The organism is Candidatus Competibacteraceae bacterium, assembly GCA_016699715.1.
Taxonomy (GTDB): Bacteria; Pseudomonadota; Gammaproteobacteria; order Competibacterales; family Competibacteraceae; genus Competibacter.
Genome location: CP065007.1, coordinates 264,664 through 277,225, shown reverse-complemented (window position 1 = coordinate 277,225; position 12,562 = coordinate 264,664). Strand labels below are relative to the sequence as shown.

The window sequence follows — 12,562 nt, the reverse complement described above, 5'->3', positions numbered from 1 at the left end:
CTAACCCTTCAGCGTATCGAGGTCGGCGACGTTGATGGTACGGCGGTTGCGGAACAGCACCACCAGGATGGCCAAGCCGATAGCCGATTCGGCCGCCGCCACCGTCAAAATAAAAAAGACGAAGACCTGGCCGGTGGTATCGCCGAGAAACCGTGAAAAAGCGATGAAATTAAAATTCACCGCTAGCAGCATCAACTCGATCGACATCAGCAGGATAATGACGTTCTTCCGGTTCAGAAAAATGCCGGCCACGCTGAGACAAAAGAGGATCGCTCCCAGCACAAGATAATCAGTCAGCGCGATCATCTATTCCCCGCCTTGTATTTTTGAAATGGGTGAAAATCGGTCAGGCAAACAGGCGGGTACACGGACGACACCGGATCTCCCCGCCAACAAAACCGCACTACTTCTTCTCCGGCGCCATACGCACCAATCTCACCCGGTTATCGCGCGACGACACCCGAACCTGTTGGCTAGGATCTTGGGACTTGGTTCCCTCGCGGCGACGCATCGTCAGCGAGATGGCGGCAATGATCGCAACCAACAAAATCACGGATGCGATTTCGAACGGATAGACGTAGAAAGTGTACAAGACACTGCCCAATTCCTTGGTATTACTGTAATCGGCCGCGTGCGAAATCAGATGGTATTGTTCAGTGGCAAAATAGCTGGATCCGACCACCAATCCCATTTCGACCACGATCAGCAACGCCACCGTCGCACCGACCGGCAGGTATTTGATGAAACCCTCTCGTACCGGGTCGACATTGAGATCCAGCATCATGACCACGAACAAGAACAGCACCATCACCGCGCCCACATAGACCAGTACCAGGGTAATAGCCAGGAACTCAGCCTCAATCAGCAACCACAGGGCGGCGCTGGTAAAAAAGGCCAGCACCAGGAACAGCGCGGCATGTACCGGGTTTCGGACCGTAATCACCCGCACCGCCGCGAATATCAGGATCAGCGCGAAGACGTAGAACAGAAACTTTTCAAATCCCATGAGCGAACCTGTCTTCTTCTTTGCTTAGGCAAGTGGGAGTCAGCTAGCGATAAGCCGCGTCGGCGGCCCGATCGGCGGCGATTTGCGCTTCCCAGCGGTCACCGTGAGCAAGCAACTTCTCCTTGGTCATGATGTGCTCGCCGCGTTTCTCAAAATGGTAATCGAATACCCGGGTCTCCACGATCGAGTCCACCGGGCAGGCCTCTTCGCAAAACCCGCAAAAAATACACTTGAACAGATCAATATCGTAACGGGTGGTGCGGCGGGTGCCGTCCTCCCGCTGCTCGGATTCGATGGTAATCGCCAACGCCGGGCAGACCGCCTCGCACAACTTGCAGGCAATACAGCGTTCTTCACCATTGGGATAACGGCGAAGAGCATGCAAGCCGCGGAAGCGTGGCGACAGCGGGGTGCGCTCCTCGGGATATTGCACCGTAATCTTCTTGGCAAACAGATAGCGGCCGGTGACTCCCAAGCCGAGCAATAGCTCCCACAGCACAAAACTCTTGAAGTAATGCCGAAGGGTGTTGAGGGTATTCATCGCTTTCTCCGCTCAATCAAACCACGGGCCAACCTGCGCCAACACACCCAATCCAATCACCAGCAACCAGACCAGTGTCACCGGGATAAAGACCTTCCAACCCAAGCGCATGATCTGATCGTAGCGATAGCGCGGGAAGGTGGCGCGGAACCACAGGAAAAACAGCAGCAGGAATGAAATCTTGATCACCAGCCAAAGCGCGCCGGGCACGAAGGAGAACAATTCGCCGAGCACCGGGATACCCTCGAACGGCGACAGCCAGCCACCCAAAAACAAAGTAGCCGCCAACGCCGACACCAGGATCATGTTGGCATATTCCGCCAGGAAGAAAACCGCGAAAGCCATACCGGAATAATCCACATGGAATCCGGCCACGATTTCCGATTCTCCCTCGGCCACATCGAAGGGAGCGCGGTTGGTTTCGGCCACGCCGGAGATGAAATACACAAGAAACAAAGGCAACAGCGGCAGCCAAAACCAGTGCAACGGACTACCCTGCTGGGCCAGAACGATCTGATTGAGATTGAGGCTACCAGCGGCCATCAGCACTCCGACCAAAGCAAAACCCATGGCAATTTCATAGGAAACGATTTGAGCCGCCGAGCGCATCGCGCCCAGGAAAGCGTACTTGGAATTCGAGGACCAGCCGGCGATAATCACACCGTACACACCCAGCGACGTCAGGGAAAGCAGGTAGAGCAAACCAGCGTCCAAATGGGAAATCAGCATGCCATCGCCGAAGGGGATCACCGCCCAAGCCGCCAGTGCCGGCCCAAACGCGGCCACCGGCGCCAGCAGAAACAGGAATCGGTCGGCGCGGGTGGGGATGATGATTTCCTTGAACATCAGCTTCATGGCATCGGCGATGGGCTGCAGCCATCCCTTGGGACCCACCCGATTCGGACCGATCCGAACCTGCATGTAGCCAATGACCTTGCGTTCGGCGAAAGTCAGATACGCCACCCCCAGCAACAGGGGCGCCAACAGAGCAACGATTTTCAGCAGGATAATAACGACTGTCAGCAGCGTTTCCACGATCCAGGATCCTTGTTGTTATTGGATAGCCACCGGGCCAACCGCCGGACCAAGTGCCACGCTGGCGTACAATCCCGCCGGAATCCAGGCACAACCCTTGGGTACGCTCTCATCCAACACCAGCGGCAGATCGACCGCCGCGCCGTTCTGGCGTACCTGGACTTGTTCGCGCTCGGCCACGCCCAGATCCCGCGCCACATCCGGATGTAGCCGCACCTCAACCGGCCGCGCCAGCGGGCTTAGCTGCAGGGATCGTGCGCGCCGGACCAGCGAATCGGCGGCATAAATCGGCACTTCCGCCACCCGATGTAACCCTTCGGACTTAAAGGGGGCCAAGGATTTTCCGGAATCCAGCGTATTGTCAGGTTGGACTCGAGCGCAGGCGTTCTCGGCTTCGGCGCGTATTTGTTCGGAACTGACGTAATCAAAACCGGCCAAGCCAGATAGGTTGCCCAAAACTCGCAGCACCTTCCAGGCTGGTCGCGCCTCGCCAAACGGCTTGCTGGCCCCCGAAAAGCTCTGCCAGAGACCTTCGGCATTGACATAAGTACCGGAAGTTTCAGCGAAAGTAGCTACCGGCAAGACGACATGAGCATAGGCTTTGCTGGCGGCACTGGCGAATGGATTGAGCGACACCACCCATTCGGCCGCTTGCAGGGCCTTCAGTGCTGCGGCACCATCCCAGCAGTCCAATTCCGGCTCCACTCCCAGCAGCACATAAGCCTTGCGGGGCGACCCCAGCATCGACTGCGTATCCAGGCCCACCGCTGGTGCCGGCGCCCCCCCCGGCAAGCGGTGCGGCAGCGCGCCGGCCAGCCAGCCACCCGCCGAGTTGGCGGCTTCGGGCAGATAGCCCAAGCGGGCACCGCTGCAAGAAGCCACGAAGCCGGCCAGTGCCCGCAGGCGCGCGAAGGCTGGATGGGCAACGGCAAGATTGCCCAGCAGCACGGTGGCGGGCGCCTGATTGACCAGATGATCGGCAATGGCGCGTTCGGTTTCCCCGGCAGACACGCCGTCGACCAGGGCGGCGAGTTCCGTCGGCAGATCCTGGCCTTTCAATTCCGCGACCGCCCGCGCCACGCCAGCCAGCGCCGCCACCATGCCGGCGGGGTCGGCGATCACCTTGGCGGCAACCGGGAAAAGAAACTCGAAGTCACGGGGATTGATCAACAGGATTCGACTACCCGCCAGCGCCGCCTTGCGCAAGCGATGGCCAGCCAGCGGTTGCTCCATCCGTATGTTGGAGCCGATCAGCAATGCCGCTCCCACCTTCTCCAAGTCCGCTAATTCCTGCCCCAACCAAGGGAACACTGGCGCCGTATCCTGATCGCTGAAATCGGCCTGCCGCAGCCGGTGGTCGATATTCGTCACACCCAAGCCACGCGCCAGCTTCTGCGCCAGATACAATTCCTCCACGGTGGCGGTTGGCGACAACAGGAACCCAATCGCCTCGGCGCCATGCTGGGCGATCACCTTCTGCAAACCCTTGCTTGCCGTTTCCAAGGCCACTTCCCAATCGGCTTCCCCGCCTTGTACCCAAGGACGGCTCAAGCGGTCATCGCTGTAAATACCTTCGTAGCTGAATCGGTCGCGATCGGAAATCCAGGTTTCATTGATTGCCTCGTTCTCGCGCGGCACCACCCGCATGACTTGACCACGCAAGGTGTGAATGAAGATATTGGACCCGACGGAATCGTGCGGTGCGATGGCGGGATGCTGTACGTATTCCCAGGAACGACCCCGGTAGCGGGACGGCTTGGCGGTCAGCGCGCCCACCGGGCATAGATCGATGACGTTGCCGGACAGTTCCGAGCTGACACTGTGAGCCACGTAGGTTCCGATCTCCACGGACTCACCACGCCCGGTGGCGCCTAATTCGCGCAGGCCGGCGATTTCCTCGCCAAAACGCACGCAGCGAGTACAGTGAATGCAGCGCGTCATGTCGGTGGCGATCAATGGCCCGATGTTCTTATCCTTGACCACCCGTTTGCGTTCGGCGAACCGCGACACATCGGCACCGTAACCCAGCGCCATGTCCTGCAATTCGCATTCGCCGCCCTGGTCGCAAATCGGGCAATCCAGCGGATGGTTGATCAGCAAAAACTCCATGGTGCCCTTTTGCGCGGCGCGCGCCTTGGGCGACTCGGTATAAACTTTCATGCCTTCCATCACCGGCGTGGCGCATGCGGGCAAAGGCTTGGGCGCCTTCTCCACCTCGACTAGGCACATCCGGCAATTCGCGGCAACGGATAGCTTCTTGTGATAGCAAAAACGGGGGATGGCGATACCCGCCGCATCGGTGATTTCGATGAGCATCGCGCCCTTACACGCCTTCAGCGGGATGCCGTTGACTTCGATGTTGACCTGTTCCTCGCTCATCTCTTATCCACTGCAACCGTGTTATGGATTTTGTGGCTCAGGCGGCCAACGCCGTCGCGCCGGCGATCATACTGCGCTTGTGCTCAATGTAGTAGGCAAATTCGTGGCGGTAGTGTTTGACGAAGCTGCGAACCGGCATGGCCGCGGCATCGCCCAACGCGCAGATAGTGCGTCCTTCGATTCGGCTTGCCACGCTGTCCAGCAAGTCCAGATCCTCGGGCCGGCCCTTGCCTTCGACGATGCGGGTCACCATCCGATACAGCCAGCCGGTGCCCTCGCGGCACGGGGTACATTGGCCGCAGGATTCGGAGTAGTAGAATCGGGAAACACGCTGCAGCACCCGCACCATATCCGTGGTTTCGTCCATCACGATCACCGCGCCCGAACCCAGCATCGAGCCCGCCTTGACCACGGAATCGTAATCCATATTGACTTTCATCATAATCTCGCCCGGCACCACTGGTACCGAGGAACCGCCTGGAATCACTGCCTTGAGCCGGCGACCCCGCCAGATCCCGCCGGCCATGGCCAACAGATCGGCAAAGGGCGTTCCCAAGGCGATCTCGAAGTTGCCCGGTTTGTCAACATGACCGGAAATCGAGAAGATCTTGGTGCCTCCGGCATTGGCGGTACCAAGCTCGGCAAACCACTCGCCACCATTACGGATGATCGATGGAACCGAGGAAAACGATTCGGTGTTGTTGATGGTGGTCGGCCGACCGTAGAGGCCATAGTTAGCCGGAAACGGCGGTTTGAAACGCGGCTGACCCTTTTTGCCTTCCAGCGATTCCAGCAGGGCGGTTTCCTCGCCACAGATATACGCACCGGCGCCCAAGGTCGGGTACAGATCGAAATCGATGCCGCTGCCCTGGATGTTCTTGCCCAGCAATCCAGCGGCATAGGCTTCCTTGACCGCATTTTCGAAACGCTGGTAGGGCTCGTCCAGGAACTCGCCGCGCATATAATTGTAGCCAACCGTGGAACCGGTGGCAAAACCGGCGATCGCCATGCCTTCGACCAGGGCATGCGGATTGAACCGCAGGATATCGCGATCCTTGCAGGTGCCCGGCTCGGACTCGTCGGAATTGCAAACCACATATTTTTGGACGGGGGCGCTGCGCGGCATGAAGGTCCATTTCAAGCCGGTCGGGAAACCCGCGCCACCGCGACCACGCAGACCGGATTTCTTGACCTCGTCGATCACTTGGTTAAATGTCAATTCGCCGGCAAGAATTTTCTTCCATGCCTCATAACCACCCAAGCCAGCGTAAGTCTCGATCGACCACGGCCGGTCCAAACCGAGTGTCCGGTAACAAACCTCATTGGCCATCGCGGTTCACTCCAGGCTATCGAGCACCCGATCCACCTGTTCGGGGGTCAGATGTTCGTAATAGACATGATCGACTTGCATCATCGGTGCTCCGCAGCATGCGGCCAGACATTCCTCTTCTCGCTTCAGAAAAAACTTGCCGTCCGCCGTGCTTTCGCCCAGTCGAATGCCTAGTTTTTTCTCGATATGCGCCAGAATGGCGTCGCCTCCGCGCAACATGCAGGAAATATTGGTGCAGACCGAAATACTGTGCCGGCCAACCGGTTTCAATTCGAACATCGAGTAAAAGGTCGCCACCTCGTAGACGGCGATCGGCGGCATCCCCAGATATTCAGCCACCGCATCCATCAATTCAGTGGTGAGATAGCCGCCGTTCTCGTGCTGGACCTCGCGCAGGGCGGCCAATACGGCAGATTGTTTCCGATCGGCGGGATAGCGGCTAACCCATTCATCAATTTCCGCACGGGCATGAGCGGACAACAAATCACTCTTACGTGCGCTCATCAGCGGTCGACCTCCCCAAACACGATATCCTGGGTACCAATGACGGCGACGACGTCGGCCAACATGTGGCCGCGGGTCATCTCATCCATGGAGGACAGATGGGCGAAACCCGCCGCCCGCACCTTGAGCCGGTAAGGTTTGTTGGCGCCGTCGGAAATCAGGTAGATCCCATACTCGCCCTTGGGATGCTCGGTAGCCACGTAAACCTCGCCCTCGGGCACACAGTAGCCTTCGGTAAAGAGTTTGAAATGATGAATCAGTGCTTCCATATCCTCTTTCATCTTTTCCCGCGGCGGCGGCGCGACCTTATAGTCGTCCAGTATCACGGGGCCGGGGTTTTCCTTCAGCCATTGCACACACTGTTTGATGATGCGATTGGATTGGCGCATCTCCTCGACCCGCACCAGATAGCGATCATAGCAGTCGCCGTTGACGCCAACCGGGATATCGAAATCCATCTGATCGTAGACGTCGTAAGGCTGCTTCTTGCGCAGATCCCAAGCGAAACCGGATCCTCGCAGCATAGGGCCGGAAAAACCCAGTTGCAAAGCACGCTCGGGAGTCACCACGCCGATACCGACCGTCCGCTGCTTCCAGATGCGATTGTCGGTCAACAAGGTTTCATACTCATCCACACGACCTGGAAAGCGCTCGGTAAAGGCTTCGATGAAATCCAACAAGGAGCCTTGGCGGGTGGCGTTCCGCGCGTCCACGTCTTTCTTGCTATGGCATTTGGAATGCTCATACTCGTACTTGGGTATCGCATTCGGCAGATCGCGATAAACGCCGCCAGGCCGGAAATAGGTCGCGTGAAACCGCGCTCCAGACACCGCTTCGTAGCAATCCAGCAAATCTTCCCGCTCGCGGAAAGCGTAAATGAACATGGTCATGGCGCCAATATCCAGACCATGCGCGCCAATCCACAACAAGTGATTGAGGAGCCGTGTTATTTCCGCGTACATGACTCGGATGTACTGGGCTCGCGGCGGTGGCTGTATACCCAACAGCTTTTCGATGGCCAGCACGTAACCGTATTCGTTGCTCATCGCCGACATATAGTCGAGCCGATCCATGTAACCGATGCTCTGGTTGAACGGCTTGCTTTCCGCCAGCTTTTCGGTCCCGCGATGCAGTAGGCCGATATGAGGATCGGCGCGCTGTACCACTTCGCCATCCATTTCCAGTACCAGGCGCAACACGCCGTGGGCGGCCGGATGCTGCGGCCCAAAGTTCAGAGTGTAATTGCGAATCTCAGGCATCAGTGGTTTTCCTCAATGAGACTCGGACAGATAACGACTGTCATTGCGGATGACGCGGGGCACCAATACGCGCGGTTCAATGCTTACCGGTTCGTACACCACGCGACCGCGTTCGGGGTCGTAGCGCATTTCGACATGACCGATCAATGGGAAATCCTTGCGGAACGGGTGCCCGATAAAGCCGTAATCGGTAAGAATGCGCCGCAGATCCGGGTGACCTTCGAACACGATGCCGTACAGATCGAATGCCTCGCGCTCATACCAATCGGCTGCAGCCCACAGCCCCACCACCGAGGGCACCACCGGAAATTCGTCATCCGGCGCGAACGCGCGCGCGCGAAGCCGCTGATTGCGGGAAACCGACAAAAACTGGTAGACGGCGGCAAATCGGCCTTTACCGGCGAACTGGTGGCCACCGGTGGCATTCTGGATGGCTGTGGCGGCGCGTCCAGTCGCCCGTTCGACCACCCCACGACTGAATCCTTTGTTGGAGGACTCGCCGGTCGCCCATTCCACGGCACCGTAAGCCTGATAGTCGACACCGCAAATATCCATGACCTGCTCGAACACAAAATCTGGTTCGTCACGTAGCGCGGTAAATACTTCGATCAGTCTTTCCGGCGGAACTTCAATGGTCACTTCCCCATGATCCAGTTTACATTCCAATAGAATGTCGCCAAACCGGGTTTGGAGTTTTTCCACGAGATTTTGGAGAGCGTCGGCCATGGGGCATTATCTCAACGGGCTATGGTGTTGGTGCGTCGTATTTTATCGTGTAATTGAAGGATTCCGTACAGCAACGCTTCCGCCGTCGGTGGACAGCCGGGCACGTAAACATCCACCGGGACGATACGATCACAACCACGCACCACGGCATAGGAATAGTGGTAATAACCGCCGCCGTTAGCACAAGATCCCATGGAGATCACCCAGCGCGGCTCGGCCATCTGATCGTAAACCTTACGCAAGGCTGGCCCCATTTTGTTGCACAGGGTACCGGCGACGATCATTACATCGGATTGGCGAGGACTGGGCCGGAACACAATGCCAAATCGGTCCAGATCGTAGCGAGATGCACCAGCGTGCATCATCTCCACCGCGCAGCAAGCCAGACCGAAGGTCATCGGCCACATCGAACCCGTGCGTGCCCAATTGATCAGTTTGTCGGCCGTGGTGGTCACCACACCTTTTTCAAGAATGCCTTCTATTCCCATTCCAAGGCTCCTTTTTTCCACTCATAAATGAAACCGATCACCAGGATGCCGAGAAAAACCGCCATCGCCACAAAACCGAACAAACCGATTTTGTCGAGCACGACCGCCCAAGGAAACAGAAACGCAATTTCCAGATCGAAAATAATGAAAAGAATTGCCACCAGATAATAGCGGACATCGAATTTCATCCGGCTATCTTCGAACGATTCAAAACCGCACTCGTAGGCCGACGATTTTTCGCTGTCGGGGCGGCGTGGCCCGAGGAAAAAACCGAGGCTGATGGCAATCGTGGCGATTGCAATGGCGATGACGATGAAAATTAGGACTGGGAGATAATTGGACAACATCAGGATCGCACCTTCGACATGGCGGGCCGGAAGAAAGCGCTGCGGCGGCTAGTTAGGTCTTGGATCGGCGACGAAGGTTTCCGACAAGCTCAGCGACACGATCCCGGAATATTTCGTGGGCGCTATACGAAAGACGGTCGAGGCGTGGTGCTTATTGTAGTTAAAACGCCGCATCAATCATAAACCTCATGGGTGGTGGCCGCACTTCATTCCCTATCGTGAGCCAGTAAACAACATCAAGGTGTCCAGAAATATCGAAAGCATCTTGGCTGCGGTCCTAAGACACTTTCGCCCTATAATTTTGGTACCGATGGCCGGACTCGAACCGGCACGGCTTACGCCACTACCCCCTCAAGATAGCGTGTCTACCAGTTCCACCACATCGGCACGAGCAAGTCGTTATTTTCGCGGCAACTGAGGCACGTCCGCGGGGCCGCCACCCACATTAGGCTGTGGGGCTGTGGCTTCCTCAACCTGCAACCGTTCGACGACGCTCTTGGGGACGCTGGTTTGCGTGGCAAAGTAAGCCAGTGTCAGGCTAGTCAGAAAGAACACGGTCGCCAACACGGAGGTCGTCCGACTCAGGAAGGACGCGGCGCCGCGCGCTCCAAACATCGTCGCGGACGACCCACTGCCGAACGCCGCGCCCGCATCGGCGCCTTTGCCCTGTTGTAGCAGCACCAACGCGACCAAGGCGACGGCGACGATGATGTGCGCGACGAGAATCAGAGTGTGCAGCATGGCGGCAGTTTAACAGCCTGCCTTGGCAATCGCCAGAAACTCCTTGGCTTCGAGCGAAGCACCGCCGATCAAACCTCCGTCGATATCCGGCATGGCCAGCAGCTCCGCGGCATTGGCGGCTTTCATGCTACCGCCATACAGAATGCGAAGCTGGTTCGCCAGCGCAGAATCCAGTTGCGTCAACTTGGCGCGAATGAAGGCATGAACCTCCTGGGCCTGCCCAGCAGTGGCGGTCCGACCGGTACCGATCGCCCATACCGGCTCGTAAGCAATCACCGCATCGGCAAAACCACCAATGCCTTCCAGATCCAACACTGCCTTGATTTGCCGCTCGACCACCGCCTCGGTTACCCCCTGCTCGCGTTCCTGCAGAGTCTCTCCGACGCAGAGGATGGGCTTGAGTCCGACCTTACGGGCGGCGGCAAACTTTCGAGCGACAATCTCGTCGGTTTCACCATACAGGGTACGCCGCTCCGAGTGGCCGACGATGGCGTAGTCGCAATGAAAATCCTGCAACATCGAACCCGCCACCTCTCCGGTGTGCGCCCCCGAGGCGTACTCGGACAGATTTTGCGCGCCCCAGCCAACCGAGGAGCCAGACAATTGCTGCTCGACCAGCCCCAGGTATACGAACGACGGAAACACCGCCAGTTCGACGGCCGCAACCTCGGCGGCACCTTCGCGAACGCCTTGCAGCAACTCGCGAATGCTGTTGGCCGAGCCATTCATTTTCCAGTTTCCAGCCACGAACTTACGGCGCATATCGCTATCTCTCCCACTTTGAAAATCCCGGGGAGTTTACGTTTTTTACCCTCGAAAATCAATCACGCCGACAACGCATCCCGCACCACGCTGGCCAATTCGCGAGCGTGGCGCTCGACGGTTCCGGCATCCATACCCTCGACCATCACTCGAACCACCGGCTCGGTTCCAGAGGACCGCAGCAGCACTCGACCGTTGTCGCCCAACTGATTTTCGACGGCCTGAACCGCTTCCTGGATCGGCGCCCGCTGCAAATCCACACGCCCGGCAACCGACACATTGATCAGCGTTTGTGGACACTTGCTCATACCGGCCTTGAGATCGTGTAGACTCTTGCCGGAACGCAGCATCGCCGACAAGACTTGTAATGCGGAGATGATGCCATCACCGGTCGTGGTTCGATCCAAGCAGATAATGTGACCGGAGCTTTCGCCCCCCAGAATCAAATTTTCAGCCAGCAGGCATTCCATTACATAGCGGTCTCCAACCCGGGCGCGGCGCAGTTCGAGCCCCAGAGCCCGCAGCGCTACTTCAAGGCCCAAGTTGGTCATCAATGTACCGACCACGGCGTTGAACCGGGCGCCGATACGCAAACGGTCGCGGGCGATGATGAACAGCAGTTCGTCGCCATCCAGAATTTCACCGCGATGGTCCACCATGATCACCCGGTCGCCATCTCCGTCAAAGGCGATGCCCAGATCGGCGCTCTGTTCCTTCACGGTCGCGCATAACGCCGCCGGCTTGGTGGAACCACAGTCCAGATTGATGTTTAGCCCGTCGGGAGCGACGCCCAAGGGAATCACGGCCGCGCCCATTTCCTCAAAGACGCTCGGAGCAATGTGATAGGTCGCACCGTGCGCGCAGTCCACCACCATCTTGATACCCGCCAGACTGGTATAGGCGGGTATCGTGCTCTTGCAGAACTCAATGTAGCGGCCGGCGGCATCGACGATACGCTCGGCCTTGCCCAAGGCGTCTGGCTCGGCGGTTTCCAGCGGTTGCGCCAGCAATTCCTCGATTTGCTTCTCGACCGCATCGGGCAATTTTTGTCCGTCGCGGGAGAAAAACTTGATACCATTATCGTAATAGGGATTGTGCGAGGCACTGACCACGATACCCGCGCAGGCGTGCAGAGTGCGCGTCAAATAGGCGATACCGGGCGTGGGCATCGGACCCAGCAGAGCGATATTGACCCCGGCCGCCGACAGCCCCGCCTCCAGCGCCGACTCGAACATATACCCGGAAATGCGCGTGTCCTTACCGACGACGACTTTGTTGAAACCTTTGGTCTGGAGCACCCGTCCGACCGCCCAGCCCAGCTTCAACACGAACTCCGCCGTAATCGGATGTTCGCCGACCCGCCCCCGAATACCGTCCGTACCGAAGTAGCGTTTCTCCATTCCATATTCCCCTAAATTCAACGAAATAAAAAATTATTGTAGCG

General features: G+C 58.0%; 14 protein-coding genes and 1 tRNA gene. All 15 read right to left on the bottom strand.

Annotated features, from left to right (window positions below; genetic code table 11):
* A complete protein-coding gene (nuoK, locus tag IPM89_01285) occupies positions 1-306 on the bottom strand; it encodes an NADH-quinone oxidoreductase subunit NuoK (protein ID QQS54528.1) in 306 nt (101 codons plus the stop codon).
* A gap of 97 nt (positions 307-403) precedes the next feature.
* Positions 404-1,006 (bottom strand): NADH-quinone oxidoreductase subunit J, encoded by a 603-nt coding sequence (locus IPM89_01280; protein ID QQS54527.1) that lies wholly within the window; start codon positions 1,004-1,006, stop codon positions 404-406.
* 43 nt (positions 1,007-1,049) lie between these two features.
* Entirely contained in the window at positions 1,050-1,547 is a 498-nt protein-coding gene (gene nuoI / locus IPM89_01275) for an NADH-quinone oxidoreductase subunit NuoI (protein QQS54526.1), read from the bottom strand.
* Between the two features lie 12 nt (positions 1,548-1,559).
* Positions 1,560-2,585, bottom strand: coding sequence for an NADH-quinone oxidoreductase subunit NuoH (nuoH, locus tag IPM89_01270; protein QQS55732.1), 1,026 nt, complete (start codon positions 2,583-2,585; stop codon positions 1,560-1,562).
* Positions 2,586-2,600: 15 nt separating this feature from the next.
* A complete protein-coding gene (locus tag IPM89_01265) occupies positions 2,601-4,961 on the bottom strand; it encodes an NADH-quinone oxidoreductase subunit G (GenBank protein ID QQS54525.1) in 2,361 nt (786 codons plus the stop codon).
* 37 nt (positions 4,962-4,998) lie between these two features.
* Positions 4,999-6,291, bottom strand: a complete 1,293-nt coding sequence (gene nuoF / locus IPM89_01260) for an NADH-quinone oxidoreductase subunit NuoF (protein QQS54524.1) — start codon at positions 6,289-6,291, stop codon at positions 4,999-5,001.
* Between the two features lie 6 nt (positions 6,292-6,297).
* Positions 6,298-6,795, bottom strand: a complete 498-nt coding sequence (locus IPM89_01255) for an NAD(P)H-dependent oxidoreductase subunit E (GenBank protein ID QQS54523.1) — start codon at positions 6,793-6,795, stop codon at positions 6,298-6,300.
* On the bottom strand, positions 6,795-8,054 hold the full coding sequence (locus IPM89_01250) for an NADH-quinone oxidoreductase subunit D (protein QQS54522.1): 1,260 nt from the start codon (positions 8,052-8,054) through the stop codon (positions 6,795-6,797). Before IPM89_01250 ends, IPM89_01255 begins: the two co-directional genes overlap by 1 nt.
* 12 nt (positions 8,055-8,066) lie before the next feature.
* Positions 8,067-8,780, bottom strand: coding sequence for an NADH-quinone oxidoreductase subunit C (locus IPM89_01245; protein QQS54521.1), 714 nt, complete (start codon positions 8,778-8,780; stop codon positions 8,067-8,069).
* A gap of 11 nt (positions 8,781-8,791) precedes the next feature.
* Positions 8,792-9,268: an NADH-quinone oxidoreductase subunit B gene (locus IPM89_01240; GenBank protein QQS54520.1), complete on the bottom strand. Its 477-nt coding sequence runs from the start codon at positions 9,266-9,268 to the stop codon at positions 8,792-8,794.
* On the bottom strand, positions 9,259-9,615 hold the full coding sequence (locus IPM89_01235; protein QQS54519.1) for an NADH-quinone oxidoreductase subunit A: 357 nt from the start codon (positions 9,613-9,615) through the stop codon (positions 9,259-9,261). The genes IPM89_01240 and IPM89_01235 overlap by 10 nt, the downstream gene beginning before the upstream one ends.
* Positions 9,616-9,917: 302 nt before the next feature.
* Positions 9,918-10,002, bottom strand: a tRNA-Leu gene (locus IPM89_01230).
* Between the two features lie 12 nt (positions 10,003-10,014).
* Positions 10,015-10,356: a preprotein translocase subunit SecG gene (secG, locus tag IPM89_01225; GenBank protein ID QQS54518.1), complete on the bottom strand. Its 342-nt coding sequence runs from the start codon at positions 10,354-10,356 to the stop codon at positions 10,015-10,017.
* A 9-nt stretch (positions 10,357-10,365) separates the two neighbouring features.
* Entirely contained in the window at positions 10,366-11,118 is a 753-nt protein-coding gene (locus IPM89_01220; protein ID QQS54517.1) for a triose-phosphate isomerase, read from the bottom strand.
* A 62-nt stretch (positions 11,119-11,180) separates the two neighbouring features.
* Positions 11,181-12,518: a phosphoglucosamine mutase gene (gene glmM / locus IPM89_01215; GenBank protein QQS54516.1), complete on the bottom strand. Its 1,338-nt coding sequence runs from the start codon at positions 12,516-12,518 to the stop codon at positions 11,181-11,183.
* Between the last annotated feature and the right edge of the window lie 44 nt (positions 12,519-12,562).

Bases quoted from the DNA above. Each gene is read 5' to 3' on its own strand.
- nuoF (QQS54524.1), bottom strand. From the start codon at position 6,291: ATGGCCAATGAGGTTTGTTACCGGACACTCGGTTTGGACCGGCCGTGG.
- IPM89_01245 (QQS54521.1), bottom strand. From the start codon at position 8,780: ATGGCCGACGCTCTCCAAAATCTCGTGGAAAAACTCCAAACCCGGTTT.
- IPM89_01240 (QQS54520.1), bottom strand. From the start codon at position 9,268: ATGGGAATAGAAGGCATTCTTGAAAAAGGTGTGGTGACCACCACGGCC.
- IPM89_01280 (QQS54527.1), bottom strand. From the start codon at position 1,006: ATGGGATTTGAAAAGTTTCTGTTCTACGTCTTCGCGCTGATCCTGATA.
- secG (QQS54518.1), bottom strand. From the start codon at position 10,356: ATGCTGCACACTCTGATTCTCGTCGCGCACATCATCGTCGCCGTCGCC.
- nuoI (QQS54526.1), bottom strand. From the start codon at position 1,547: ATGAATACCCTCAACACCCTTCGGCATTACTTCAAGAGTTTTGTGCTG.
- IPM89_01265 (QQS54525.1), bottom strand. From the start codon at position 4,961: ATGAGCGAGGAACAGGTCAACATCGAAGTCAACGGCATCCCGCTGAAG.
- IPM89_01235 (QQS54519.1), bottom strand. From the start codon at position 9,615: ATGTTGTCCAATTATCTCCCAGTCCTAATTTTCATCGTCATCGCCATT.
- IPM89_01250 (QQS54522.1), bottom strand. From the start codon at position 8,054: ATGCCTGAGATTCGCAATTACACTCTGAACTTTGGGCCGCAGCATCCG.
- IPM89_01255 (QQS54523.1), bottom strand. From the start codon at position 6,795: ATGAGCGCACGTAAGAGTGATTTGTTGTCCGCTCATGCCCGTGCGGAA.
- IPM89_01220 (QQS54517.1), bottom strand. From the start codon at position 11,118: ATGCGCCGTAAGTTCGTGGCTGGAAACTGGAAAATGAATGGCTCGGCC.
- glmM (QQS54516.1), bottom strand. From the start codon at position 12,518: ATGGAGAAACGCTACTTCGGTACGGACGGTATTCGGGGGCGGGTCGGC.
- nuoK (QQS54528.1), bottom strand. From the start codon at position 306: ATGATCGCGCTGACTGATTATCTTGTGCTGGGAGCGATCCTCTTTTGT.